Genomic DNA, 24,471 nt, shown 5'->3' with positions numbered 1-24,471 from the left:
CTGGCGGGAAGGCGCCTGTGCCGGGGCTACGATGGGGCCTTCTCTTTCAACTGGATGGAGGCCCCATGCTCAGGCAGATTGACGATGTAAGGAAAATTCCTTACCATGCAAGTGTTGTCATCAGGAGAACATCCATGCCTGAGATCCATGAAGTCGCCACGCTGACCTCCAAGGGCCAGATCACACTGCCCAAGCCCATCCGGCAGGCACTGGGCGTGGACGCCGGCGGAAAAGTGGCCTTCGACCTGCGCGGAGGCGAAGTCATCGTGACCCGCGCGGACGCCGAGCACGAAGACCCGGCCATCGAGGCCTTCCTGGGCCTGCTGGAGGCCGACATTCGGGCCGGCCGGCATGTCCAGTCCCTCCCGGATGATCTGGCCCGGGTCATGTTGGCGAGTGCCGGCCACGCGGTCAATCTCGATGAAGACATCGACGGCGAAGTGGCGCTCTGATGCAGCGGCACGGTTGGACGCTCTTGTTCCACGAGGGCGTGATCGAGCAGTTGCGCAAGCTGCAGGCGGCCGCAGAACGGGCCGAACAGAACGACCCGCAAGGGTTCGAGGGCAACGCCAACGTCAAGCTGTTTCGGGCGCTGAGCCAGTTGATCATGGAGGTCGTGCCGAGCGATCCCTCACGGGACGAGTACCGCCAGGGCAACACCCTGGGACCGGCGTACCGTCACTGGCGGCGCGCAAAGATCGGGCGGCGATTCCGCCTGTTCTTCCGCTACGACTCCAAGGCGAAGGCGATCGTGTTTGCCTGGGTCAACGACGAACAGACCTTGCGATCGGCTGGCAGCGAATCCGATCCCTATGCGGTGTTCGAGAAGATGCTCGGACGTGGCAATCCGCCCGACGACTGGGCGGCGCTTGTAGCAACGAGCCAGGCGGAATGGGCATCGAAGGAACGTTGATTGGATGTCGCATGGAGTTTCAAACGATCTTTGAAAAATCCACGATGGATCCAATCGACGATCCCTTGGAGCGGGTGCCGAGTGAGAACCCATAGGACGGCCATGAGGTAGCCACCATGAAGCTCGCTGCACAGACCACTTTCGCGGAACGCGCTGGCCGGACACTGGGCCGGATGTGGCGGGCTTGTGTGCGTCTGGACCGCCAAGCGCACGACTGGCTGGTGGCGCAAGGATTGGCGCCTGTTGCCGCCCGAGGGGTGTTGCTGATCCTCAAGCTCGTTGCATTCGGCGTGCTGATTTACGTCGCGCTCTGGCTTGCGATGTTGATCATGATCGCCGTGTTTGCGGGTTGGACGGCACGGAACGCCGCTCCCGGCGAAGCGGAGGAATGGGCGATCGGCGATCAAGCGGATCACAAGCGCAGTGTTTTCTACGATCCAATCAACTACGACGACGATCCAGACCCCCGCTTTGATGATGAGCGGTAGGTAGTTACTTGGCTGCCCGAACCACGGTGCCCGTGCCCCTTGATCCGGCTTGGCCTGCTGATTTCGTGCCTTCCGACAGCCCCTGAAGCGCATTGCCGGCGCGGATGCCCACCCATCCCAGGGCCGTCACCCAAAAGCCCGGAAGCACGATGAACATCGTCGCCATGACGAAGTTCAGCAGCATGTCCCCGAAGGCGTTGTTCAGGCCGATCAGGGGATCGAAGTTCGAATGCGGCCGGCTCGCGCCGAAGCCCCAGCCATAGAGCGCATCGAGGATCGTGCTGTCGAGCCAGCGCGCGAGCTGGAACCAGAAGTCCACGAAGAACAGCGCAAACTCTACGCAGCTCACCGCGACCAGGGCCTTCAGCTCGTAGGTGCCGAAGAGCAGCACCAGCGGGATGCAGATGACGAGCGCCATCTTGAGCAGCGACAGCACCATCGGCAACGCCTGGCGGACCACATCCATGGCCGGAAAGAAGCCCAGCGAGCCGACGGCCATCCCGAGGTCGCCGGCACCGCGGGTCACGATGTTGGGCAGCGTCTTCTCGATCTGGCCGCCGTAGTCGGTGTAGACGGCGCCCTGGTTCATCTTCTGCTGCCTGGGTGAGACGACGGCGCGGATCACCGAGTCGTTGACCTCGTTCTGCGACAGGAACCCCGCCCAGCGGCCGATACGGGAGAGCAGATCGGGATCGACCTGGGCCAGCAGGCGGGCGCGTAGCCCGCTGTTGCCGTCGGACCACCACTGCCGGCAGCTCGGATAGCCGCCGCCGCTGTCCACCTGGGCCAGCCCCGCGTCGCGGGTGGCATCGTAGGGCCAAGCCGTGCGCGGCGTGCTCGAATGGTAGGTGTCGTAGAAGCCGGGCGCGTCGAGGAAGTAGCTCGAACCGATCCAAGTCACGTCGTTCATCTGCTCGTCGGAGAGCGTCGGCCGGTTCATGAACAGTTTGGCGCGCGAAGGCCCATAGCAGTCGTGCACGAAATCCCCGACCTCCTGGGCCAGTACCGGGTCGTCGATGCGGGTGGAATCGACGTCCATGCGCATCTGCCGCAGATCGGTCCCGCAGGGGATCGCCGCCACCGCAGCCCCGGTGACGGCCTTGGAGATGGCGTGCATGAAGAACCACCACACCGGCACCAGCGCGCTCTGGTTGTTGAGCGTGGTGTAGGCGTTGGACCAGCCCGTGTCCGCCGGCTGCGGAACGCTGACCTGGCACTGCGCGGAGCGGCTCGTATCGAAGCGGATCGTGCTCAGGTCCACCGGAATGAAGGGGATGCCGGCGAACATGATGACCACGATCGCCACCCAGACGCGGTTCTCGATGCGCATCGAGGACAGCACACCTTTGTTGCCCTCGTCCGCGCCTTCCGCGCGCGCCCGCAGCCACTCCTGGATCACGATGGCGACGAACGGGAGCGCGAACACGCCGCTGGCGACGAGGATGTTCCAGATGCCGTTGTTGACCAGCCAGCCCACCAGGGTCAGGTAATACTCGAGGTAGTCGGTCGTGTAGAGGGTCATGACATCCTCCCCGCCTCAGCCATGGCGCAGCAGTTGGCTGCCTTCGAGCAGTACGATGGTCGTCACGGCCGCGATCTCGACGCGCAGCAGGCGGTGATGCGTTTCGGCTGACGGCTCGCGTTGCCGCAGGCGCTTCCGCATCCACCACCAGCCATAGGCCGTCGCCGCGTAGAGAAAAAGCCGCCAGACGAGGAAGTGGGCGGAATGCGCGTGCAGCCAGCGCTCCCAGCCATCAATACCGCCGACGACATGAATGCCGGCGACGTTCACTGCCACCGCGATTCCGGCCACCAGCAGCGCCCACAGCAGTGCGACGCCCACCCGGCGGTTGAACAGCCACGTAGGCCGCAGCCACGTGCGGCCGGTCATGGTGTGCTCCGGGGTTTCTGGACTTCCTTGAGGCGGTCGCGCGTGGTGTCGCCCTCGAAGATGCCGCGCGAGCCGCCGGCGCGCGTGCCGTGGCGCTGGACGATGGCCATCGCGGAGTTGCCCGCCAGCGTGCGCCGCAATTCGAGTTCAGTCTTGAGATTGCTGATCTCCTGCTCCAGCGCGCCGTTCTCCTGATCGACCGCCTTCACGGCCAGCTCGTTGGCCGCGACGTTGGGCTCCTTCTTGCCGGTCAGCAGCGTCCGCTGCAACAGCAGTGCCTTCTCCAGCACGCTGGACAGCGCCGCCTCCGAGGCCAGGCGCTTGCCCAGCAGATCCTGGTCGGGCTCGTCACGCAGGGCCTCGATCACGCCGCGGGTGATCGGCAGCGAGTTGCTGCCGGCCGCTTCCAGGTTCGCCACCGTCGTCGGCTTGGCGCCGGTCACCAGTTCCTGCAACGCCTGCAGCTTGGTCTCGTACTCCTCCTGGATCACCGGTGTGAGCCCGACACCGGGCGTGGTTTGGGTCTTGGTGCAGCTTTCGCAGGTGCGCTGCTCACGCTCGCCCAGCACGCGCGTCGCCCAGGCTGCAGCCGCACCAGGCGAGGACCAGGTCTGGCAGGTCAGCCGGTTGCCGCAGGTGGCGCGAGAGATCGACGAGGTGTCCGTCACACTGCGCCCGTTGAGCAGGTTGTAGCCTGCGCGCGTCACGTCGCCCACCACCTTGATCGACCCCTGGCCCGAGCCGCCCGCGTTGCCGCCGCCGACCCAGGGCACGCCGTTGTTGCCCCTGTTCGACTCGGCCTGCTCGACGGCCGACACGGCATCGGTGCTGCTCACCGCATCGCGCAGCGCCATGCCCTCAGCGAGTTGGTCCCAGCCTGCCTGGCCGCCCGCCATGTCCGCGAGGCGGTTGGCGATGGCCCGGCAGGTCATCTTCGAGCGGTCGAAGTCCAGGCGAGCCTGCAGGACGCCGTTGGTGAGTAGGTTGTAGAGGCCCGGATCGGCACGCTGGATGATCAGCGCCGGCAGCGACGCCACGGCACTGGTGGCGTTCTGGATCACCGTGCTCATGATCGCCTGGAAGCCGTTGGTGATGCCATTGAGCTGGTTCTGCAGCGTGGTCGTGATGCTCATGTTTCCGCAGATCAGGTTGCTGTTCCAACCGACACCGACGCCGATGCTCTGCATGTTTCCCGCACCACCCATGGAAACGGCCCGGCCGCCACCGATGCTGTAGAGCACGTCGTCGCCGATGACGCTGCCATTCACACTGACGCCCCTGGGATTGATGCGGGTCTGCGCCCAAGCGACGCCCGCTGCCATGACGGCACAGGCGAGCGCAACGGCCAGGGTGTAGAGCCTGGCTCGCTGAGTGATGTGGGAAAAGGACACCTTCATCGCGGGCACCTCACTGGAAATCAACGCTACCGAGGAAAACCTGCCCACGGCGCTGGCAGCAGGCATAGGGCCGCCACAGCGCCCAGGCGTAGTCGCCTTGCTGCGCTTGTACGCGCGTGTTGCTGTGAGGGAAGACGGCACAAGTGCTGGAAAGTGTGGGCGTCAGTTCCTGCCACTTGCCGGTGGAAGCGTCGCCCTCCATCAACGCCCCAGCCGGCCAGTAGCCATCGCGCGCATTCGCAAGCAGCGGCTGATAAACGTGGATCTGACCACGCCGGGTCACGATGTCACCCGCGCGCTGCACCACCACCGCGCCGCTCTTGTAGTCGTCGGTTTGATGCAGGAAGCCGCCGCGTGGGTAGACGCTGCCCCACAGGTTGGCGCTGGCGTAGCTTCCGATCTCACGCATACCGGGAATGAGCGCTTCCGGGAACACCATCTCGGGGATGTAGTAGCGCCAGGCCAGCGTGTCGAGCGTGCTCAGCAGGTAGGGCATGAAGGCTGCGCCGGCTCCCTGACAGGTGTAGCCGGAAGCGCTGGCGAACTGGCTGAACACCGAGCCACCGGGATGCCCGATCACATCGGCGTTCTTGAACTTGGCGAGGTTGTTCTCGTTGTCGTGGTTCGTGGTGCCATCGCCGCCGGCCTGCGCCATGGAATTGGGCGTGCTCATCGCCCGCACTTCCCCCCACGGGTTCGCGCCGGTGTTCGAATAGCTGGATACCACCGCATCGGGAACGTAGTGGCGAACCTTGACCGAGGTGCGTACCGAGCAACCGAACATGGTGCAGAACAACCAGTAGCAGACACCGACAACGCGGTATTCCAGGCAATCAGGCGACAAGGACGATGAAGTGATGGTCGCCGTGTTCAGCGCGAAGCTCGACGTGGCTCCGCATAGCAACAGCGAAGCCATGACTGTCCGCAAGCGTTGGGACGGCGCTGTTGACAGACGGGTCATGGCCGCGCGCTCCGATAGGCATCGATACGGGCGGCGGCACGCGCCACGTTGGGCTCGCCGTAGATCACGTAGCGTCGATCGACCACCACTGCGGGAATCTTGACGATACCCAAGCCCCAAGCTTCGGCAACATCCTGGTAGGCAAGCCCAATGTGGCGTTGCAACGTCTCGTTGCCCTCACGCAATCGCTGCTGCATGATTGCCTCGGCCCGCCCCGGATCGGCCGGTAGCCCCGTCGACAGTTCGGCTTCGATCCGGGCTGGGAGGTCCAGTTCTATGACACGTTCACCACCCATGCGCTGGATCGGGTGACGGCTGTCGGTTACGACCAGCACGTCGGCCAGTGCTACCCCGCTCAACAAGACCATGCACAACCCCGTCACCACTACGGCAGCCATGGATTGCCACGACGGTGAGCCAGGAAGAAAGCCGTGAGATGAAAACAGCATGTCGCGCCTCCGGGGGGTCGATACAGGCTGTAGTCGAAACCAAGAGCGTGTGCGGAGCGACAAAGAATCCGTTGCCGGGGAGTCCCCATTTTTCAGGAGTGCTGCAAAAGTATGGGAGCCCGAGGGCTCCCATTGGGATGAACGGCGGATGCCGGGACAGCGGGGAGCTACAGCAGACCGGCCTCAGCGAAGGAGTACGGCTTGCCCTTGCCGACGATGAAGTGGTCCACCACCCGGACATCGACAATGGCCAGAGCGGCTTTGAGTCGATCCGTGAGCGAGCGATCAGCGGTCGAAGGCTCGGTCACCCCAGAGGGATGCTGGTGCGCCAGGATCAGCGCCGACGCGTTGAGGGCCAAGGCGCGCTGGACGACCACCCGCGGGTATACCGAGGTTTGGTCGACTGAACCCTTGAACAACGGCTCGTAGGCGAGCACCTGGTGCTGGCTGTCGAGGAACACGACAGCGAAGACTTCGTTGGGCTCCACGACCAGTTTCAGGCGCAGGTAGTCACGCACGGCGGCAGGACTGTCCAGCAACGCCCCGGCTTTGAAGATGCGTTTCTCCAGCAAGTTAATGGCCTGCTGGATGATCCAGCCTTCGTGCTGGGCGGCGATCAGGGTAAGCGACTCCGGGCGGGAATCGGCGACGACACAAGACATGGCGAACCTCCAATGGATGAGATTGGAGGGCGTATGCCCCAGGAGGGCAAACCCTCCAAAGGACGACGGGGATGGAACAGAGGAAGAAGAGGCATCCACCGCCACAAACGCGGCGGCTGTTCGCAGGCGAGGATGCGAAGCGAACGGGTTCGATCAGTGCGGTCGAGCCGCACCGTAGCCTTGAAGATCGATGGCTACCTGGGCATGTCGCCGACAGAGTCGGCTGGCATTTCCTTCGATGGCAAGCCGGTGGTGCCGCTCGCAGTGAGCAGATCGAGAGCAGACAGCAGAGCATCGCCCTCGACGGAGCCGTGCAACAAGAGAGCCTTGCCGGTCTCCCGGTCACGTAGTTGCAGCGCCGGCGTAGCGGAAACGCCGTTCTTTACCGCCTCCTCAACCTGGGCGTGGATCACCGCGTCGGGCCGATCACTGGCGAGACACTGCTGCGCGGCAGGCGTGAGGTCGGGATAGCGCAGCCCTTCGGGCAGCCCCTGCCCGTCGCCACGCGTGTTCGCGTAGACCCAGTCTACGGCCTGCCAGAACGCGGCGGGGCCGCCGGCCTCACCGATGCACTCGACCAGGCGTGCCTCGGCGGAGGCCGCCGGTTCATGCATGGCCAGCGGCAGGTGATGCCATTGCCAGCTCATTTCTGGATGTCCATCGATCCAGTGCTTGAGTACCGGGAAATAGGTTCGACAGAACGGACACTCCAGATCGGCATACTCAACCACCGTGAAACGCGCATCGGGCCGGCCATAGCGCCAGGGTGGCCTGGATGGTGGTGAAGGTACAGACGGCACCGTCTCTGTGGAGCTTAGAGGGCGGGTTTCAACTTGTGCCGTGGCACGCGGGCGCAGGAAGGACAAGGCGGCGAGCAGAAGCAAGGCGGCTGTCAGCAACGCGAGCAGAATGAAACGGCGGGATCGTACGAATCCGGGCAGGTGCATTGCCGCCTCCCCGTCACGCCAGCGTATCGAGCGCCAGCGACTCGATGCCGCGGGCATGGTCGATTTTCTCGGCCACTTTGAAGGCGGCATCCAGCTCGCCGATGCCGTACTGCTGCATCAATTGGTAGCGCTCGGCCTTCTCCTCCGGCTCGGTTTGGGCCAGCGCTAGGTACAGACTGGGCGGCACCGCGCGGAACAGCACCTCCATCGACTTCGAGAGGATCACGCCTTCGCTAAATTTGCCGGCCTCCTTGCGGGCGGAGAGCATCAGCGCCTTCTGCGCCGGGTTCAGCTCGCGGAAGCGCGCGATCTTCTCCACCTCGTCCGGGGGCATGGAGAGGCAGATCCACCACTCGATCATGTTGAGCATCGGTTCGGCCGCCTTGGGCAGGTCGTCGATGTTCTGGGTCGCCAGCCAGTACCAGGCGCCGAGCTTGCGCCACATCTTGGTGATCTTGACCACGTAGGGCGCGAGCAGCGGGTTCTTGGTGATGATGTGGCCCTCGTCGGTGACATTGATGATCGGTCGTCCGAGGAACTGATCGCGTTCGGCGATGTTGTTCACCGAGTTGATGAGGCTGATGTAGGCAATCGAGAGCTGGGCGTTGTAGCCCTCGCGGGCGAAGGTCGCCAGGTCCACGATCGTGATATCGGCCTCGGGCCAGGGTGTGCCGGGACGGTCGAACATCTCGCCGTCGACACCCTGGCAGAACATGTCCATGGCGTCGGCCATCTCCAGCAGCCGGGTGCGCCGTGCCTCCGGCAGCGTCGCATCGCGGGCGCGTTCGCGCAGCGCGTCGCGCACGTCGCGCGTGAGCACGGTGCGCTTCTCCGCCACGCAGCGCTGAGACGCATCGAGGATGCACTGGCGGATCAGGCTGCGGTCGGCGCGCGTCATGCGAGCCTCTTCCTTGTCCTCGCCACCGGTGATCATCAGCCGCGCGGTAATCTCCAGTTCGCCCAGCACGTCGCGCTGCTCGTCGGCATCGGCGACCTGCGCTACCTCGTCGCGGTCTTCGTCCAGGTCATCAGCATCCAGCGTCTGCACCTGGCTGGGCGTTTCCACCAGGCGGTGTGCGTCGGCGAACGGGGCGAGGCTGACCCCTGCGCCGGGTGCGAGCTTTACGCGATGCACCGTGAGGCCCAGCCGCGCCGCGAAGTCGCCGAAGAGGCCGAAGCTGTTGCCCGCCTCGACGATGAAGAGGCGCGGCCGGTAGATCGCCGTCACCTGGTTCAGGATGTTGTTGAGCGTGGCGCTCTTGCCCGAGCCGGTGGGGCCGAACAGGAACAGGTGCGCGTTCATCTGCCGGTCGAGGCGATTCAAGGGATCGAAGGTGATCGGTCCGCCGCCGCGGTTGAAGAAGGTGATGCCCGGATGCCCCGTCCCCTGGCTGCGGCCCCAGACCGGCGCGAGGTTCGCGGCGTGCTGCACGAACATGAGCTGGGTGTACCACTGGCGCCTGTCGAGGGCCGGGTCGAAGATGCAGGGCAGCCAGCGCAGGTAGCTGTTGAGCGGCGCCACCTCGTCTTCCTCGCGCACCGGCTGTAGACCAGCATTGAGCATGACATTGACCAGTTGCAGGCCGCGGGCGTCGAGCTGCGCCAGATCGCGCCCGCGCAGGAAGAACGCCAGCGCCCCGCGATAGAGCTTGTGCGCGCTGCCGATCAGGCTGCGCGCGTGCTGCACGTCCTGGCGGGTCTGCTCCGAAGCGAGCGTCTCGCCGACCGACTTCCTGCTCAGGTGGTTCAGGTACGCTTCCAGCACGTCCTGGGGCGTGGCGACCAGCGTGAGGCACATCACCGTGTCTTCCGGCATCTGGTCGAACAGCGCATTGACCGCATCACCGCCCTTGCGGGTCTCGCCGGTGATGTGGCCCGTTGGCGGCGGCATGCGCAGGCGGTCCATCACGATCACCCGGTGTGGCATGCCGTCGAAGAGCCAAGTGCCGTTGCCCACGTCCGAGCCCGGCTGGCCGAAGAACAGGCGTTGCGCGAAGTCGCCGCTGGCCAGCTCGATCTCACCCTCTTCCGTCTCCTCGGGATAGCGGGTCAGCGCATAGAAGCGCTCCCGATCCTCGGCGCTCGGCCCCAGCAGCGTCGGGTGGGGATTGAACCAGCGCAACAGCCAGTCGTGGATGTCGGCGGCGTTCATGCGCCGCGCCTTCACGCCCGCGTTCGCGAGCCCGCCGGCGAGCCGGTCGCAGATCGTGGCCAGGGCCTGCCCGGGGGACTGGCCGCGCCGCGACGACGCGGTGGTCGGGGTACGCCGGTAGACCACCATGCGCACGCGCCGGACTTGGCCGCGCCATGGCAGGCGTGTCACCGTGGTGTCCTCGAACAGGCCGCCGGGCTTGGCGATCGCGCGCAGGTGGTGGGCGAAGAAGCGCAGGTAGAATTCGCTGAAGGCGCTGCCCCGGGCGCGTGGCCGCACGTAGCTGGCCAGCCCGCGCAGATAGCCGTCCCAGTTCGCCTCGTCCTGGGCGTAGAGCTGGACCACCCAGGGGTTCTCGTCGAGTTCGTCGAAGGAGTCTTGCAGCGCGTTCTCCAGCGCATCGCGCGCCTGCCACAGCCAGGCCAGTTCGCGACCCTCGGTGCCGACCGGCGCCAATTCAAAGAACGCGGCGACCGACTGGCCGTCTTCCAGCAGCATGCACTTCGACTCGTTCAGGTATTCCACCCAGGGCAACAGATCGGCGAAGGACGGGGCCACGCCGTAGAGCGCCTGGGCGTCCGCCTCGGTGGCCGGCTTGCGGCGGCGGACGGCCAGCGCACTGCCGGGCTCGCTGATGCCATGCGTAGCCAGCATCGACACGTGCCGCGTCCATGCGTCGTCGGCATCTGCCTCTGCGCCGGCTGGGGTTTCGGCCGGGCGCGCCTGCAGGAAGGGAACGGACCAGGTCATCAGTAGTCCTCCAGACGCTCGCCCGGCATGGCGTACTGAACCCGCTGGTAGAGCGGAAACACCGTGGTGTAACCGGGCACCGGCACGGGGTCGGTGCCGGCCAGGTGCGGCAAGACGTACATCACCAGGTCCGGGTTCGGCAGCCGGTGGAACTGGCGGTAGATTTCGTTGGCCGCCGTGCGGGTGTAGGCCGCATTGTTCGCGGGCGCGGCCTGCACGTCGGCCTCGATCAGCGGCCGGCGCAGGCCCTGGCGCGCATCGAGCAGTTGCCGGGCCGGCTGGCCCCCGCCAGCGCTGCCGCCGGTCTCCTGGTTCCAGACATCTAGCATGGTGTGATCGCCATGCGGCAGCACCTTGTCCTTGCTGGTGGCACAGCCGCCCAGCGCCGTGGCCACGAGCATTGCCACGACCGTATCAGTCCAGTTCCGACGCATGGGCGCCTCCGATGCGGTGATTGACCCGGCGCCCCTTGGCGTCGTAGTCGATGTTGAGGGGCTGCTCCAGGTGGACGGCGACCTTCGCGCCGGGCTGCACGTAGATGGCGGCGAAAGCCTGGCCGTAGAGCTTGTTGACCCAATCGGCCATGTCGCGCACGCCACCGGCCAGGATGCGGCCCATGGCCTCGTTGCCCGAGATGCCGACCGTGCCGAGCGAGCCGTTGCTGTTGGCGACCACCGCCATACTGCCGTTGTCGGACTTGATCAGCGAGGCCGCACCGGCACCGGCCGCGGTGATCAGGGCCTGCGAGCCGAGGTACTGCTGGGCGTTGCTGCGCCGCTCGCCGGAGACGCAGGGGATGCCGTAGGGATCGCTGATCCAGCCCAGGCCGCCCTGAGTGGCACTGCCGCCGGTTTGGCCGCCGTTGCCACCCTGGCTGCGCGAACTGTTCTCCGGCACGGTGCGGATGGTCCCGTCCTGGAACACGAAGGTCACGCTACGGATCTGTCCGCGCACGCACGAGAGCGTCCAGTCGCCCGAGGCGGTGCCGCTGACCACGGCGCCGGCCACGTCGGGGATGTCGATGCCGTTGGCGGTCAGGTTGTCCGGCCCGATCAGCACCTTAAAGGGGTACGGGTCATTGACCGTGCCGTCGATCGGCACGCGTCCGATCAGCGCCGTCATGGCAATCGACCCCATCAGCGTCGAGTTCGACGGCACCGTGTAGACCGGCTTGGCGGAGGCACCCATGGCGCGGCTGCCCGCATCGGCGACGGTGCTCGCAACGCTGTCGGCCGTATTGGTCAGGGCTTTCTGCGCGGGTCCGAAGCTGGTGGGAAATGTTGGGCCGCTGCTCGCGGCGCCGTTCTTCGGTGGCTTGGCGTCGTCCGGCTCCACCCAGCGCGTGCTACTGCCGCGAGCGCCGCTGCCCAAGCTGCCGCCGAAGTTCTTGCCGTCGCCTTCCTCCAGGCCCAGCCCGACAGGCAGATCGGCCTGGCCGCCCTTGCCGGTGAGGCCATCAAGGCGCCGCTGCAGGTCCTGCAGCAGGCTCTGCGTCTGCTGGCGGTCGCTGGCGACCTGCTCACGGTCCTGCTGCAGGCGGCCGCGCTCGCCGTCCAGGGCAGTCTGGATGCGCTGGTCGACCGCGCTCTCGCGGGCGCGCATGCGTTCGTTCTCGGCCTTCTGGTTCTTGTTGTCGGTGAGCGCGGTCTGCAGCTCGTTGCGCAACTGCTTGACCTGGGCGACCAGCGTGGCAACGGTGTCGCGCGGTGTGTCGCCCTCGATGCCCAGGGCCTTCATCTCCTCGGGCGTGAGCGGATTGGCGGCGCCGGGTTGCGCGGGTTTGGCGCCGCGGTCGCCCGAGAACAGCTTGATGCCGACGAAGATCACCAGCAGCGCCATCGGGATCAGCAGCCACTTGAGGAGAGGGTTACTCTTCATCGCGAGCGCCTCCTCCTTCGGCCTGGCCGGCTGCGGCTGCCGGCGGCAGACTCACCGCCGCGTCGATCGGCGCGACCTTCGGCAGCAGCGACTCGGCCAGGCCATGGCCACGGGTGACGAGGTAGACCACGGTGGTGTCGGCCGATTGGCCGGCGGGCCCCAGGCTCGCATGCTGAAAGGTCGCCGCGACGAAATCGCCCTGCAGGGCGCGCGGATCGAGGTTCAGCCAGCGCGCGGAGGTGTTGGTGAGCCTCACGGCCGTCACCCACTGGTCTTCGAGCCGCCATGCGGCCAGCGCCTGTGCGCGCACCGGCAGCGTGGGCAGCAAGGTGCTCAGCGCGAGGCCGCGGCGCAGGTTCACGCGCCCGATGCCGGCGACCGGCTCGACGGTGCGCAGCGGCGCGTACAAGTTTTGCGCGGCATGGCGCGTCAGCACGACCGATACCGGCGTTTCGCGCCGGGGAACGGATTTGTCTGCGGGCGCTTCTGCCTGCTGGTCCGCGCCGCTTGCTGCACTGCCGCCGTAGCGCTTCGCGGGGGCCTCCGCTTCCACGATGCGCACGGGCTCCAGCGCCGGCTGGCCCGCCTTGGCCGGCTCGGCGGCAATGTCGATCAGGATCAGCGCCCCGGATTCGGCATCCTGCAGTTCCAGTCGCGACGGCGGAATCGGCTCGCTCGCGCGCAGGTAGATCGCACCGCCCGCGCTCTGCACCCGCAGGTGCGATCCGATGCTCTCCGGCACGCCGATGCGCACGTTGCGGTCGATGAAGATCACGCGCTCCTGGCCGACCACGAGCGGTACGGCCAGGGGCAGACGCTCCCAGCGCAGGATCTCCACGGCCTGGCTGGTGGAGACGAGCCCCATGCTGAGCAGGAAGCCGGCCAGGGCCGGCAGGACAAGGCGCTTCATGAGGCTCCTCCTTGCAGGTGGTTGGCTGCGGCGGGCTGGGCGGCCGGCGCAGGTGCCGGCGCCGGTTCAATGCGCTGCGGCGCGCTCGCGTAGCAATCCAGGGCCAGGCCGAAGGGGTTGCGCTCCGGATCGACGTCCATGCGTTCGACCTTCAAGGCGTAGCGCACCAGTGCGCGCTTGACTTGCTCGGAGCCCAGGTACTCGTCGGCGCTCACGTCGAGGGTGACGATCCAGTTCTTTGCCGACACGACCTGGACGCGCGACGTGGGATCGTCGCCGTAACCCCGGCCGGGAATCTCGTAGATACCGCGCACGCGCTGACGCAACTCGCCGTTGCTGCGCCGGAATTCGTAGTCCTGCTGCAGGAACGAGCGGCAACTCGGCGTGAGGTAGGCAGACAGCGCCTTGAGGTTGCGCGGGTAGTCTTCCTCGCCGTTGGTTGGCCAGCGCTGGGCCTGCTGCCAGATGTAGAAGGTGAAGGCGTAGACGCTTTCTGGAGGCACGTCCCACCACTTGCGGGTGCTGCCGGAGCGCAAGTCCGGGGGTACGTGGATGGTCAGGCTCTTCGGCGCGCTCCACCAGCCGAACCCAAGCAGCAGTGCCACGACGAAGAGCGCGGCGGCGCCGAGGCGCAAGGTCTTGACGTGCGCCCGCAGGTGCATGACTTCGTTCTTGAACCGACTCACTGGACAGCCCCCCTGTCACTGCGTGACGCCCTTCCCGAGGGAGGATGGGCAGCACCTCGACGGATGGACGTGGAAGGCCGCTGGCGCCGCGTGGTCCACCAGCCCGAGCGGGTGATGAGCTGCCGTCCCCCCACGTGGGCCGCCAGGGCAGGATAGCGCAGTGCGAGCCGCCACTGGAGCTGGCGGTACAGCCAGATGTCGGGCCGGCCGCGCTTTTGCCGGCGCAGGAAGCCGCTACCCGCAAACACGCCGAGCCCGATGCCGACGACGATCAGCGTCGGCACCATGGCGATGCTGTGCGTGAGCCAGGCCAGCGGTATGCCGGCCAGAAATCCAGCTACGGCCGACAGACCAGCGCAGACCCACAGCTCGTCGGCGGTCAGTCCGCGCACGACCACCGGGTGGCGGTTCAGGCGATGCGGCAGGAAGGTCACGAGCCCGTCGCGCGGACTCTCCGGGGAGCCGGCCATCGGTGCCGGCCCTCAGAGCACGCCGGTGGCCTTGGTCAGCAGCCAGATGCCGACGACCAGCAGGATCGCGCCTACCGCCACCGTCAGGCCGAACTGGCCCCACGTGGTGCGGCCGGTGTGGATTTCGGCATAGCGCGTATAGGCGTGGTAGCAGACCCCGACGAACATCGAGGCGACCACGAGCAGCGCGATCAGCAGCACGATGTCGTAGCCGTAGTTCTGCAGCGTCTGCATGATGCCGCTGCCCGCGCCGCGCGACGGGTCTTCCATGGTCGGCAAGCCGGCAGCGAACGAAGCCAGCGGCGTGGCCGCGATGCCCAGCGGAGCGAGTACGGCGGCAATGCGCGCGGCGCGATGAGAAGTCGAAGAAGGGTTCATGGCGATTCAACCTTTCGTGGTGGTCAGGACAGGAGGAAGAAACTCAGCACCAGGTACATCGCGACGAAGCGCACGACCACGCCGAGGAACTGGCGCTGGGTCAGCCGGTTCTCGGCCCAACCGACATAGGCGGTACGCATCGCCCACACGCCCCACAGCAACAGGATGGCGAAGACGAAGCCGAGGACAACGGTGGAGACGGTCACGGGCGTGAAACCGCCGTTGGCCTGGAAGGCGGCGACTTGATCGGCGGAAGGTGTCATGGCAACGGCTCCTGCCGTTCATCGCTGCGTACGTAGTCGCCAGCCAGCGGAGCGGGATCGCGTGGTTGGGCACGCTGCGGGACGAGGTAGTCCTGCAGGCCGGCGCGGATGCGCTTGAGGTCGGCGCGCAGCCGGGCGTAGTTGAAGTGGTAGTGGGCACGTTCCCGCGGAGCAGTGCTGGCCGCATGCTCGGCCAGACGGTCGATCAGGTCAAGCTGGCGTACGAGTGTGGCAAGTTGCTCGCGCTCTGGCGCGTCGTCGGTGGCATGGGCAGGACGCAGAACTAAGAACGACACAGCTAATGCTAGTGGCAAGCCTGCCATCAAGCGAGGCCATGCTAATGTGCGCCGGCAGGTCTGTCCCATCGTGCCATTCCCTCTTGAAGCGAATGGCTAAATGCTGTGGCACGTTTTCGCTTCGCGCCGCAATCAATGTGGAACACCGCATGACCATGTTGTCACCGACTGGCATATGGGAGCCAATGCGTGTTCGGCAGGAGGAAGGCGGCGGCCCGCAGGAGCACCGAGATGTTGAGTACCGCCGGGCCCTGATGCGGCTGCGTCAGGGCGACTCCGAGGTCGCGTGCTCGAAGCTGATGGAACGGACTAATCTAGGCGGCCGTGTGCTCTTTGAGCATTTTCTTGATGAGCGTCTCGACGAATTCAATGTCGACAAATGGAACTTGGGCGTAGATCACCTCCCTCTCACCTTCGAGTTTCGCTAACAGATGACCTTTGCCCAGCAGACGTTCCGCGCCTTTTTCGCCAAGAGCGATTTCGGATGTTCCTTCCGAGTCGACACGCAGAATCAGGCGATTGCCCAAATTTGAGCGCAGTTGCATCGGCATAACATTGGCATCCGGCCGCTGGGCGGCGAAAATTAGATAGATGCCCGCGGCTCGAGCCTTCACACCGAGCCGCTGAACGATTGCCGACACGGCGTCCTTGTAATCTTCCGTCAGCATCCATTCGGCGAACTCGTCGTGAATGAGCCAGATGACAGGCAGGCGTTCGTTTGCTGCGACCTTGGCATTGAAGGCGGCCAGATTGGATACGCGCGTTTCCTTGAAGCGAGCGTAGCGGAGGTCCATTTCGGCCACGAGTTCTTCGAGCCGCTGAGTTGCCAAGATCTGATCATCGATGACACCGCCGTCGATATGCGGCAGCCTGTCGAAAGCGAAATAGTCAACGCCTTGTTTGGGGTCAATCAGGACGATCTTCGCTTGTTCCGGTGTGTTGGTCGCGGCGATCCCCATGATAATGTTCTGCATCAGCACGGACTTGCCACTGCCGGTGCTGCCCGCGATCAGCGTGTGTGGCGCATGGTCTTTACCAGGTGAGAGGAACAGGGGAGCGCCCGAGTTTTCTTGCACTGCGATCATGAGCTCTTGATTACCCCAACCGTTCGAGGCCGGTGACCAATCGGACCAAAGGGAGCGGATATCAATGATCTGGCGTTTGGGTCGCTCCACCGCGACGATGACGGCACCGGGTTCTGGGCGGACCGAGATGACGTTCAGTCCATAGGTCGTCAAAAGCTCGGACCGCTTCTTCAAGACCTGCTCGACAGTGAGGTTGGCGTTGCCGGCGAACCGCAATAGCGCAGAATTGGGCGTAAGAGCGGACTCGATCAATTTGGCCTGAAGCTGTAACTGCTGCAGGGCGCTGCGCGTCGAAAAGGCTGTTTGCTTGAGCCATTCCCCTTCTTCAGGTGCGATAGTGGCCACGTGGAGCGCCGACGCGAGCAAATCGGCGATCTCCGAATAGGCCCAATGAGCTTGCGCCCGTGTCGGCGAAGAATCGACGGGTAACGGCACGCTATCGCCAGGGAGCGGCGTGTGGAACAGATTTTCGATGCTCGGTTCCGTTGGCGCTTCAGCGGGTGTGTCCGGCGCTTCAGGAACAGGGAGTGCAGGCAGGGGCGCCGGTCTGCGGACAGGCGCGCGATATGCACTGCGGAGAAAGGCAACGCCGGAGCCCGGAGCACGCCAGGTTGGCTCAAAGTCCATATGGTAGAAACCCATGCTGCGCCGGACGTCGGCGGTGCTCTGGTTGTGCCAGTAGGCCATCAAGAGCTGCTTGAGCGCCTTGCGGCCGATGATTTCCTGATAGGCGTAGCGAGTGTCGGCGACCTCGGTTGCGATCGTGAGATCGTCGGCGTCGGACGAGGTCGGAACGAAGACATGAGATAGGCCTTTGAGGTGGACCTCGCAGCGGCCCTCGCGCATAGCGCGGCGCCATTCGCCGAGATCAATGCCGCGGGCGGCCGGGATGCGGATGCCGTCAAGCATGAGGTCAGCCAGCCGAGCTAGCCAGGATTGGCGGTCGAGCCGCTCCGGATCACCGAATATGGCGTCTTCTAGGCGCTCAAGCGTATCGCGCAGCTGTTTTTGCGATTCTTTGCGCTTGGCGGCCAGGCTCTCGATCTCGACGTATTTCGCTTCGCTGACAGCGAGCGTGATTCGCAGTGTGCCTTCTTCGGCGACTTGGGGGCAGATTGCGAGCAGATCGGCGATCTGTTGTTCGCGCTGGCCAAGCCAGGACGCATAGTCATCAAGAAAGTACCAGCCGATCAGCTGATCGGCACCCAAGTCGTCACGCAACATGCGGCGGCTCAGCACGATGCCCATGAGTTCGCTGGCGCTCTGGCCGCATGTGGCCGCACGCAGCACGATGTCACCCGACACATCATTAGCGTCGTCGATCAGGCGATCGGCCAGTGTCCGCACCTCGGCGTCGGTCAGCGGCAGCTGCAGCGCCTTGAGGCGGCTCATAATCATCGAGCGCAAAAGCGTCATTGGCGCCCGCGAAGAGATGATCAGGTTGCGCCCCTGGGTCGAGATCTGCTTGTAGCGTATGACCCGGACCTGGTGGTTCATTAGCTGACGCCGGTCGAGAAGCTCGTCGAAATTGACGACCCAATTGCCTAGGTCGTGGGTCTCTTCGAAGATGCGCTTGGTCCGGCCGTCGGCAAAGTCGAGCTGGCGAACGGGCAAAAACCGTTTGGATGTCGATTCATCGCGGTCGCCTTTGAAAATGCTCGCGACGGCGGAGATATAGGCCCAGCCCTCGGCGCTTTGTACCGGGCAGCATAGGAAGACCGCTGACTTAAGGTCGTCTCTGGCGGCCGGCCGGCGGCGCGACCAGCGTGACGGCAACAGCTTGCGAATGTCGGCTGGTTCGCCTTGTTCGAGATACCATTCAAGTTGCGCGTGACGCGATATGACATCTTGCGAAAAGACGATGTCGTATGGATGGCCGTCTTTGGGGTTGGGCGGCGGCGCCTGGTCAGCAATCACCGAGATCCGCAGGCGGGCCATGAAGTCTTGAGAAGCTTCACTCGCGCTATAGGCGTCTGCCGTAGCTTCGGAGCTCAAGATCGAGCAATAGATGTTACGAAGCTTCTGGCTTTCGATGTGGCGCAGCAGAACTTGGCATCGAACGTCGTCCTCGTCATCCTGCATGCCGCCGATCTTCGCCACGACCGCCTGAGGCAGCCGCGCGGAATCGCAATTAAACAGTACGACCGACAGGTTGGAGCGTTCGTGCGGTTGCAGGGCGAGATAGCGCTTGACGAGGTCATGGACGCAGGAGCCGCCCTCAGCTGGGCTTTCATTGGTGTCGTTCTCGCCTTTGGGGTCGGCGACGGGAGGTTCATGCAGACTGTAGTCGGCGACCACGTCGCTTACCGTAAGGAATTGTGGGCCGTCATTCGTCCAGATCGACACAATCTCAGGGTATAGCGCGTGCTCGAAATCATGAGCGATATCCCGGAAGAACAGCTTTGGATCGCCCTCTGCCTCGATGCTGCCGAGAACCTGACTGACGAGATCGACGGCAAGCTTAGACTTTCGCCATATGGCGACCAGACGCATCGGATGCCAGGGCGCGACGACGGCCGCCGGCCTGCCGCCGTCGATCGGCGCGACACCAATCATGAGCAGTGGCTTGAGCAGCTTGTCGCGATTGCGATCGCCCTTGGCGAGTGTTAGGACGGTTTCGAGCAGCGCAGCGTACGCTGTCGTCTGATTGAGTACGGAGTCGGCGCCGCCTCCTTTCGTCGAGAAGTCGACGATTGCGAGCTTGTAGGCACTTTCAAAGGCTGTAAAGGCCTCACCCAATGTCTTGGCATCCTGGGCGGAGAGATAAGCTTGATCGACGCACTCTTTGACATTGTTGCGCCAAAGCGCGTCGAGATTCCGGTCAGGTTTGGCCGCTGGCACGAATGAGCCGCGATCACGGTCGAACGCCGGCATGAACGTCTTTACGTTGGCCAAATCGATCGATTTGTCAGCGGTGAATTCGCGCTGTGTGCGGCAGGCCGTGAAGGGATTTTGGGTCAACCGCCCCCAGTCGTCGACCAATTGGCTCGCGACGCATGAGGGGTCGTAGCGCCAGATCAGCTGCGTCGAATGCTTTTGAATGCTGTCCCCGTCGGTCGTTGTCTCCAATTCGACGACGAATTTGAGCTGAAGCGCCGGTTTGGCGGTGGACGTGTTGAGCTTGTTCTTGGCCTTGTCGCCCTTTTTCCAGTCGGAGACAAGCTTGTCGAATTCGAAGAGATCGCCGACATCCCAATCGATCATCCCGCCGAACAGACGACGCAGGCCGGCGTAGCGGTGCGCGAAATAGAGACCTGCTTCATAGTTGAGAGATCGCAGGTCTCTCTTAGTCGCGGATTCGCATTTGATTTTCAGCTTGCGCTGATCGCCTGGCGGCATCCGGTTGTAAAGTGGCTCCATAACCGCGCAAATGCCGGCGATGAAGTCGGTTGTTTCGATGGGGCGGCCATATACGAAGCGATCCCAAGCAGACTTCAGCTTCTTGTCGTCTTTGATTTCGCTACGGTGGGCTTCATAAAAATCCGTGTCTTCATCGATTTTTTCCGACCGCTTGGACAAGAGCTTGAGATATTCCCGCTCCTCATCCTCAAGCTTGTCTTCTTCTAGCTCACTGAAGTATTCAAGTGTGTTTTTGCCAAGGTTGAATTTCTCACGCTGCAGGCCATCGAAGATCGGCTTTATTTGCTCCCAATCTTGTTCTGCTAAAGCTTCGGCCTGGGCGTTCCAGCCGCTGGGCGCCCCGATAAAGGCTTCGATCGCGGGATGACAGGCATTCGGGATCTGGTGCGCAACCTTTTCGAACGCGTTGCGCAGGTCTTCTTCGCTGAGCAGGAGCTGGCTTGAGGTCTGCTTGAGGAGCAGCCCGGATCGCCTCTTGTGAGCGTTGTTGAATTGCTGCTTCCATGCAGATGCATGTCCGCGCTGGCGCTCTTTGAGGCTTCCGAAGCACGCAGGGTCGTTAGGAAGACGTAGTGCCGGCATTGCGGCGCCCAGCGCATCGATGATGGGGCGACCCGCTTCCTCGTTTTCTCGGCGGGTGCGCAAGATGTAGACGGCAAAGCGGTCGATCGAGACGATTCGAAGATCACGGAGCCCAGTCAGGGCTTTTTCCCACCATTTTTGCTGTTCCTGGGCGATAGGCAGGCCTTTTGAGGCCTCGCGAACCCAAAGGTCGATGCGCTCCAGTAGCTCAGGGGGGCCAAGTTTCGCAATTTCACGAATCGAGGCGTCTTCACCATGTTCGTGTTCGGCAAGTAGATAGGCGGCCTTCGGACAATCAGCGTTTCGATAGAAGGTGGCGCTTTCGGTCGTCAGAGTCTCATCGGGTAGGCCTTGGCCGCTCACAAGCGAGGTCGGTAGCTTGATGTCGATGCGCTCTTTGAGAAACGGATCCGCGAGCACGGCGCGTGCGACGGCTGCGACCTGTTCGGCGCTGAGATTGAGCACATACCGCGCAGTCGACTGCACTGCGCCCGTATCGGCCTGGAGTTCTTCGCGGAGATAGGCGGCGGCGACTGCGCCGACGAGCGAGGCTACGTTCATGCTGCGGATCTCCGCAAGGGATTTTCGACATAGGCGCAGGCGTCAGAGAGCCGCCGTAGCATGCCGATAGTCTTGAGGCGATTTTCGAGCCGCGAGGCATTGGCTTGAAACGCGCGCTTGTCGAAATCTTCCGTGGTGATGGCGAGCTGGCCCTCCTGCTCCCCAAAGACGAGGCCGTAGCGGTCGTAGAGGCGGCCAAGGAATTGGCCGTAGTCCATGCGCACCGGAACGTTGGCGAGGATTAGGGCCTTGAGAAGTTCATCGGTTGGTGCGTAGCGCAGCCGATTGGTGCCGCGACGCGAGACCAGCCCTGCGCCTCGTCCGAGGCTGTTGTGGATGTTGGCCGTATGCTGACGATGGCGCCGCTGCGCTGTGTGACGCAGATTTTCGAGGAGAGCGTCAGGGTCGACTGGGCCGGTGTAGTCCTCATCGGGCCAACGCACTTTTTCTCGCATGATTTCACGGCATGCCACAAATCCCGACTGCTCTGCCGCCGCTGCGATCCACTCCGACGAATTGCCGATGTTTCGCACATAGGTATCGACAGCCGAAAGCGACAGTTGGTTGTTCGCGATGTAATTGCCTGCCGAAAGCTCGCGAACCAGCGTCTTCTTGGGCGCGACAACTTCGCAAATGAAGTGGGGTTTGGGCTTGTCACAGACGTGGGCGGCGACCTGTAGCTGATAAAGGGTGATATGAAGTGCTCCAAGGATCGTCAGGTACGGATAGGCGTCGAATCTCGGGAGCTGGAGCTCGAGAACGGCCAGCCAATCCTGGGCCAGCACCTCAAAGGCGGGATGCTTGGCGTAAGGCAGGTAGCTGCCGCTTCGCGTATGCCGCTCCTCGGCGATTTCCGGTTGGAGGAGTTCGGTTAGGCGATCGCAGGGATCACGCCGCTCGAACAGATGTGCAAAATGCCGCGCGAGCTCGGGTGCGGCGCTTGATCGCGCGAGCATCTGATAAAGCAGATCGCCGTTGCGCGTGAAATTGATGTATTCGCGGTTACCCTCAGTGTTGAGGTCTTCATAAATCGCATGGCGCCCGAACGGAAATACGAAGCGCGAACTCCATCTCTTATTCATGCTGCTTTCGATCGTCGCAGAGCGCAGCATTTCGATGACTTTGACGAGCTGTTCGAAGTTCTGAAATCTGTTCTTGAGGTAAGAAAAGTCGCGGTGGGCGACCATCTTGGCGTTGCTCTGCATCCACTCGAGCCATTTAGCCCATCCGGTTTCGTTATCGGGATAGAGATCGGCGAGCTCCAGCAGCTTGTCGTTGTTGAACAAGAGATTACGCAGATAGGGCCGTTGCGCCGGCCGGAAACTGAATGGAAATTGCGTCGCGTCAGCTGCGAATAGCTGTCCGGTTGCATGAGAAGCTTCTGCGACCGAGAGAAATTCGAGGAATAGGAGCCATGGGTCCTGCTCCCACAGTCGATGGCCCCAGATTTGTTCGTCGAGCCACAGGTCATTGTCATCATGATAGCTCGCCGGTGGCGGAGGAAGCTGGACAATGTCAGTCATTTGAGAGCTCTACAACTTGGTCGATGGCATTGCCGGTGGTATCCAGGGCAAGGAGCCGGAATATCAGGCCATCATCATCGTCCAGCACATGACGGTCGATCCCCGCAGCCGAGAGAAGAGCGCTCTTGAATGCCAGCAGATCCTCATAGCATTCGCGGGAGAAATTGCCAGGTAGTGCGCCTTCGCTCACGCGCATGAGGAATTCGTAGCGCGTGAGGTTGAGGGCCAGCGATCTCGTTTGTCCGTTGGGCAGCGTCACGATCAGATGCGGAAAGTCGCGGCACAGGGATATTTCGACTCGCTCCACACGCCCGTGGGAGTTGATGGCGACTTTGTCTTCGAGCAGTTGGCTAATCTTGGCGCCGGAGTGCGACAGACTGGTCGCTAGCAGCAGCTCGCTCTTCGTCGTGGTAAGGAGTCCAGTGAAGATGCGGTTGAGCCCATTTACGAGCTTGCTGACTGTTTGACGCGACACACGCCTGCCGTCGTTTAATGGTTGTGCGACATCGCGCAGATATTCGCCAGCACTATTGAATACGGTTAAACACCAAAGTTTCAGTTCGTCGGCGTGGGCATCTGGAATCTTGAAAAACAAGCCGCGCCTCTGGTCAATGAGCATGTCTAGGAAGGGGTGCCGTTCGCCGTTTTGCGCCTCTGGCATCTCGATATAGCTGCGTTGCTCGCCGCGATATCGTTCGGTTGCACCATAGAAGCCGTCGGCCTCGACCAGGTCATGAAAATATTGGCTGACGTTCTCGTCTTCCGAACCGAAAATCAGGATGTTGTCGATCCGGTTCGTGGTCTCAAAACCGATGCCAAATCGACTGAGATAGTCGAAGATTTCCTGTGCATCGCGTTTCGCGCTCTTCAGATTGGCACCGAAGAGATTGGCGAAGAGACTCGCCTTGTGGGTTTCTCCAGCGGCGAGGATCTTGGCCACGTCAGATGCAGACATGAGACCGTCCTTGGCTGCGGGATGGCCCAGGATAGCGTTGGCAAGCAGTAGAAGGACGCGCCGGACCGGGGTGTGGAGCTCGTTGAAGTCCAAGAGTTGGAATAACGCCACGAGCCGGGTACGCACGAGCGGGTCGCGCAAAAGCTCAAAATTGTGCCGGATCGGACATCCGGGACCGAAGAATCCGTTCGGTTGCGCGGCGGCATAGCAACTCTCCCAGCCCTCGTGGCCAAGGAGTGCGTCGAGACAGAGTGCCAGTACCGTCGCACTGGGCACTGCGCTGAGATTGAAGAAATGCAGGCGGTCGGTCGGCTCTGGATCTTCGTCATTCATGAGCCGGGCTTCGAACAACGCCAAGGCGCGCTGTGAGGCAGCATGGTTGCCTAGCTTTCGCCAGTTTTCGACGAGCGGCCCGTCATTGGCGGCGACCAGGAACAGATTGGACGAGGGCTCGAATAGCGCGGAGCTCAGTTCCTGCAGAAGCTGGGCCTTTGAGCCGTCTGGATCGTTCTTGCAGAACGGCGTCAGGTCGCGAATGAGATGGAGTGTGTAGGCGTGGCCATTGATGGTCACAGGCAGCTTGTAATAGGACATATTGCTGGCCCAGGCGTCTGGTGAGCCTCCCAACGCCTCCCATACTTGGTAGCAGAGGTAGCTCTTGCCGTCACCGGCTGTGCCGGTGAGTATGACCACGCCGCCGTGGCCTTCTTTGCGGTCGGTGAAGGAGGCGAGTACGTCGCGGCTGAGCGGATGCTCGAAGGCAATGGGTGTGACGCTGAGCTTCTTCGACCAGCGTCGAATCTCCTCGTCGTACATGTTCGCGTTGCGCGCGAGAGGACCATATTGCCTGACGAAGCTGATCCATTTTTCGGCGTCGATCGTCATTATCCCTTTTCCAACAGCGTTAAACTAAG

General features: G+C 63.4%; 22 protein-coding genes. 3 read left to right on the top strand and 19 right to left on the bottom strand.

What is annotated here, in order from left to right; genetic code table 11:
* Nucleotides 1-134: 134 nt before the first annotated feature.
* The 3 genes from ACZ5PP_RS14035 (at nt 135) to ACZ5PP_RS14025 (ending at nt 1,401) form a co-directional block, all read left to right on the top strand.
* Nucleotides 135-452: a type II toxin-antitoxin system PrlF family antitoxin gene (locus ACZ5PP_RS14035; RefSeq protein WP_076600379.1), complete on the top strand. Its 318-nt coding sequence runs from the start codon at nt 135-137 to the stop codon at nt 450-452.
* Complete coding sequence (locus ACZ5PP_RS14030) at nt 452-913, top strand: type II toxin-antitoxin system YhaV family toxin (RefSeq protein ID WP_076600380.1); 462 nt, start codon at nt 452-454, stop codon at nt 911-913. Before ACZ5PP_RS14035 ends, ACZ5PP_RS14030 begins: the two co-directional genes overlap by 1 nt.
* Nucleotides 914-1,029: 116 nt before the next feature.
* Entirely contained in the window at nt 1,030-1,401 is a 372-nt protein-coding gene (locus tag ACZ5PP_RS14025; protein ID WP_076600381.1) for a DUF3742 family protein, read from the top strand.
* Between the two features lie 4 nt (nt 1,402-1,405).
* Here ACZ5PP_RS14025 and ACZ5PP_RS14020 read toward each other — a convergent pair whose 3' ends face one another.
* The 19 genes from ACZ5PP_RS14020 to ACZ5PP_RS13930 all read right to left on the bottom strand — a co-directional run bounded on the left by ACZ5PP_RS14020 (nt 1,406) and on the right by ACZ5PP_RS13930 (nt 24,442).
* Nucleotides 1,406-2,923 carry a conjugal transfer protein TraG N-terminal domain-containing protein gene (locus ACZ5PP_RS14020; RefSeq protein WP_076600382.1) on the bottom strand — a complete coding sequence of 506 codons (1,518 nt, stop codon included), beginning with the start codon at nt 2,921-2,923 and terminating at the stop codon, nt 1,406-1,408.
* Nucleotides 2,924-2,938: 15 nt separating this feature from the next.
* Nucleotides 2,939-3,292 carry a hypothetical protein gene (locus ACZ5PP_RS14015; RefSeq protein WP_076600383.1) on the bottom strand — a complete coding sequence of 118 codons (354 nt, stop codon included), beginning with the start codon at nt 3,290-3,292 and terminating at the stop codon, nt 2,939-2,941.
* On the bottom strand, nt 3,289-4,614 hold the full coding sequence (locus ACZ5PP_RS14010; protein WP_235943303.1) for an integrating conjugative element protein: 1,326 nt from the start codon (nt 4,612-4,614) through the stop codon (nt 3,289-3,291). Before ACZ5PP_RS14010 ends, ACZ5PP_RS14015 begins: the two co-directional genes overlap by 4 nt.
* Before the next feature lie 85 nt (nt 4,615-4,699).
* A complete protein-coding gene (locus ACZ5PP_RS14005; protein WP_076600384.1) occupies nt 4,700-5,650 on the bottom strand; it encodes a TIGR03756 family integrating conjugative element protein in 951 nt (316 codons plus the stop codon).
* Nucleotides 5,647-6,099 carry a TIGR03757 family integrating conjugative element protein gene (locus ACZ5PP_RS14000; RefSeq protein ID WP_076600385.1) on the bottom strand — a complete coding sequence of 151 codons (453 nt, stop codon included), beginning with the start codon at nt 6,097-6,099 and terminating at the stop codon, nt 5,647-5,649. Before ACZ5PP_RS14000 ends, ACZ5PP_RS14005 begins: the two co-directional genes overlap by 4 nt.
* Before the next feature lie 167 nt (nt 6,100-6,266).
* On the bottom strand, nt 6,267-6,761 hold the full coding sequence (gene radC, locus ACZ5PP_RS13995) for a RadC family protein (protein ID WP_076600386.1): 495 nt from the start codon (nt 6,759-6,761) through the stop codon (nt 6,267-6,269).
* Nucleotides 6,762-6,955: 194 nt separating this feature from the next.
* Nucleotides 6,956-7,708, bottom strand: a complete 753-nt coding sequence (locus ACZ5PP_RS13990; RefSeq protein WP_076600387.1) for a DsbA family protein — start codon at nt 7,706-7,708, stop codon at nt 6,956-6,958.
* A gap of 13 nt (nt 7,709-7,721) precedes the next feature.
* Nucleotides 7,722-10,610 (bottom strand): conjugative transfer ATPase, encoded by a 2,889-nt coding sequence (locus tag ACZ5PP_RS13985; protein ID WP_076600388.1) that lies wholly within the window; start codon nt 10,608-10,610, stop codon nt 7,722-7,724.
* On the bottom strand, nt 10,610-11,044 hold the full coding sequence (locus tag ACZ5PP_RS13980; protein WP_148577567.1) for a TIGR03751 family conjugal transfer lipoprotein: 435 nt from the start codon (nt 11,042-11,044) through the stop codon (nt 10,610-10,612). Before ACZ5PP_RS13980 ends, ACZ5PP_RS13985 begins: the two co-directional genes overlap by 1 nt.
* Nucleotides 11,025-12,488: a TIGR03752 family integrating conjugative element protein gene (locus tag ACZ5PP_RS13975; protein ID WP_076600390.1), complete on the bottom strand. Its 1,464-nt coding sequence runs from the start codon at nt 12,486-12,488 to the stop codon at nt 11,025-11,027. Before ACZ5PP_RS13975 ends, ACZ5PP_RS13980 begins: the two co-directional genes overlap by 20 nt.
* A complete protein-coding gene (locus ACZ5PP_RS13970; protein WP_076600391.1) occupies nt 12,478-13,398 on the bottom strand; it encodes a TIGR03749 family integrating conjugative element protein in 921 nt (306 codons plus the stop codon). Before ACZ5PP_RS13970 ends, ACZ5PP_RS13975 begins: the two co-directional genes overlap by 11 nt.
* Complete coding sequence (locus ACZ5PP_RS13965) at nt 13,395-14,060, bottom strand: PFL_4703 family integrating conjugative element protein (RefSeq protein WP_206198685.1); 666 nt, start codon at nt 14,058-14,060, stop codon at nt 13,395-13,397. The genes ACZ5PP_RS13970 and ACZ5PP_RS13965 overlap by 4 nt, the downstream gene beginning before the upstream one ends.
* A gap of 20 nt (nt 14,061-14,080) precedes the next feature.
* Entirely contained in the window at nt 14,081-14,554 is a 474-nt protein-coding gene (locus ACZ5PP_RS13960) for a TIGR03750 family conjugal transfer protein (RefSeq protein WP_076600393.1), read from the bottom strand.
* A gap of 12 nt (nt 14,555-14,566) precedes the next feature.
* Nucleotides 14,567-14,932: a TIGR03745 family integrating conjugative element membrane protein gene (locus tag ACZ5PP_RS13955; RefSeq protein WP_076600394.1), complete on the bottom strand. Its 366-nt coding sequence runs from the start codon at nt 14,930-14,932 to the stop codon at nt 14,567-14,569.
* A 23-nt stretch (nt 14,933-14,955) separates the two neighbouring features.
* Nucleotides 14,956-15,195, bottom strand: a complete 240-nt coding sequence (locus tag ACZ5PP_RS13950; protein ID WP_076600395.1) for a TIGR03758 family integrating conjugative element protein — start codon at nt 15,193-15,195, stop codon at nt 14,956-14,958.
* Nucleotides 15,192-15,491, bottom strand: coding sequence for an integrative conjugative element protein, RAQPRD family (locus ACZ5PP_RS13945; protein WP_425290199.1), 300 nt, complete (start codon nt 15,489-15,491; stop codon nt 15,192-15,194). The genes ACZ5PP_RS13950 and ACZ5PP_RS13945 overlap by 4 nt, the downstream gene beginning before the upstream one ends.
* Nucleotides 15,492-15,805: 314 nt before the next feature.
* On the bottom strand, nt 15,806-21,079 hold the full coding sequence (locus ACZ5PP_RS13940; RefSeq protein WP_076600397.1) for an FtsK/SpoIIIE domain-containing protein: 5,274 nt from the start codon (nt 21,077-21,079) through the stop codon (nt 15,806-15,808).
* A complete protein-coding gene (locus tag ACZ5PP_RS13935) occupies nt 21,076-22,602 on the bottom strand; it encodes a hypothetical protein (protein ID WP_076600398.1) in 1,527 nt (508 codons plus the stop codon). Before ACZ5PP_RS13935 ends, ACZ5PP_RS13940 begins: the two co-directional genes overlap by 4 nt.
* Entirely contained in the window at nt 22,595-24,442 is a 1,848-nt protein-coding gene (locus tag ACZ5PP_RS13930) for a hypothetical protein (protein ID WP_076600399.1), read from the bottom strand. Before ACZ5PP_RS13930 ends, ACZ5PP_RS13935 begins: the two co-directional genes overlap by 8 nt.
* Between the last annotated feature and the right edge of the window lie 29 nt (nt 24,443-24,471).

Source organism: Thauera sp. DNT-1, from assembly GCF_055393985.1.
The sequence above is the reverse complement of the archived record's forward strand: the minus strand, read 5'-3'. Positions and strand labels throughout refer to the sequence as shown.

What these genes read in the sequence shown, in the direction of transcription:
- ACZ5PP_RS14000 (WP_076600385.1), bottom strand. Translation starts at nt 6,099, where the DNA reads ATGCTGTTTTCATCTCACGGCTTTCTTCCTGGCTCACCGTCGTGGCAA.
- ACZ5PP_RS14030 (WP_076600380.1), top strand. Translation starts at nt 452, where the DNA reads ATGCAGCGGCACGGTTGGACGCTCTTGTTCCACGAGGGCGTGATCGAG.
- ACZ5PP_RS13960 (WP_076600393.1), bottom strand. Translation starts at nt 14,554, where the DNA reads ATGGCCGGCTCCCCGGAGAGTCCGCGCGACGGGCTCGTGACCTTCCTG.
- ACZ5PP_RS14015 (WP_076600383.1), bottom strand. Translation starts at nt 3,292, where the DNA reads ATGACCGGCCGCACGTGGCTGCGGCCTACGTGGCTGTTCAACCGCCGG.
- ACZ5PP_RS13965 (WP_206198685.1), bottom strand. Translation starts at nt 14,060, where the DNA reads ATGCACCTGCGGGCGCACGTCAAGACCTTGCGCCTCGGCGCCGCCGCG.
- ACZ5PP_RS13990 (WP_076600387.1), bottom strand. Translation starts at nt 7,708, where the DNA reads ATGCACCTGCCCGGATTCGTACGATCCCGCCGTTTCATTCTGCTCGCG.
- ACZ5PP_RS13955 (WP_076600394.1), bottom strand. Translation starts at nt 14,932, where the DNA reads ATGAACCCTTCTTCGACTTCTCATCGCGCCGCGCGCATTGCCGCCGTA.
- ACZ5PP_RS13950 (WP_076600395.1), bottom strand. Translation starts at nt 15,195, where the DNA reads ATGACACCTTCCGCCGATCAAGTCGCCGCCTTCCAGGCCAACGGCGGT.
- ACZ5PP_RS13940 (WP_076600397.1), bottom strand. Translation starts at nt 21,079, where the DNA reads ATGAACGTAGCCTCGCTCGTCGGCGCAGTCGCCGCCGCCTATCTCCGC.
- ACZ5PP_RS14020 (WP_076600382.1), bottom strand. Translation starts at nt 2,923, where the DNA reads ATGACCCTCTACACGACCGACTACCTCGAGTATTACCTGACCCTGGTG.
- ACZ5PP_RS13985 (WP_076600388.1), bottom strand. Translation starts at nt 10,610, where the DNA reads ATGACCTGGTCCGTTCCCTTCCTGCAGGCGCGCCCGGCCGAAACCCCA.
- ACZ5PP_RS14005 (WP_076600384.1), bottom strand. Translation starts at nt 5,650, where the DNA reads ATGACCCGTCTGTCAACAGCGCCGTCCCAACGCTTGCGGACAGTCATG.
- ACZ5PP_RS14010 (WP_235943303.1), bottom strand. Translation starts at nt 4,614, where the DNA reads ATGGCAGCGGGCGTCGCTTGGGCGCAGACCCGCATCAATCCCAGGGGC.
- radC (WP_076600386.1), bottom strand. Translation starts at nt 6,761, where the DNA reads ATGTCTTGTGTCGTCGCCGATTCCCGCCCGGAGTCGCTTACCCTGATC.
- ACZ5PP_RS14025 (WP_076600381.1), top strand. Translation starts at nt 1,030, where the DNA reads ATGAAGCTCGCTGCACAGACCACTTTCGCGGAACGCGCTGGCCGGACA.
- ACZ5PP_RS13930 (WP_076600399.1), bottom strand. Translation starts at nt 24,442, where the DNA reads ATGACGATCGACGCCGAAAAATGGATCAGCTTCGTCAGGCAATATGGT.
- ACZ5PP_RS13970 (WP_076600391.1), bottom strand. Translation starts at nt 13,398, where the DNA reads ATGAAGCGCCTTGTCCTGCCGGCCCTGGCCGGCTTCCTGCTCAGCATG.
- ACZ5PP_RS13975 (WP_076600390.1), bottom strand. Translation starts at nt 12,488, where the DNA reads ATGAAGAGTAACCCTCTCCTCAAGTGGCTGCTGATCCCGATGGCGCTG.
- ACZ5PP_RS13935 (WP_076600398.1), bottom strand. Translation starts at nt 22,602, where the DNA reads ATGACTGACATTGTCCAGCTTCCTCCGCCACCGGCGAGCTATCATGAT.
- ACZ5PP_RS14035 (WP_076600379.1), top strand. Translation starts at nt 135, where the DNA reads ATGCCTGAGATCCATGAAGTCGCCACGCTGACCTCCAAGGGCCAGATC.
- ACZ5PP_RS13980 (WP_148577567.1), bottom strand. Translation starts at nt 11,044, where the DNA reads ATGCGTCGGAACTGGACTGATACGGTCGTGGCAATGCTCGTGGCCACG.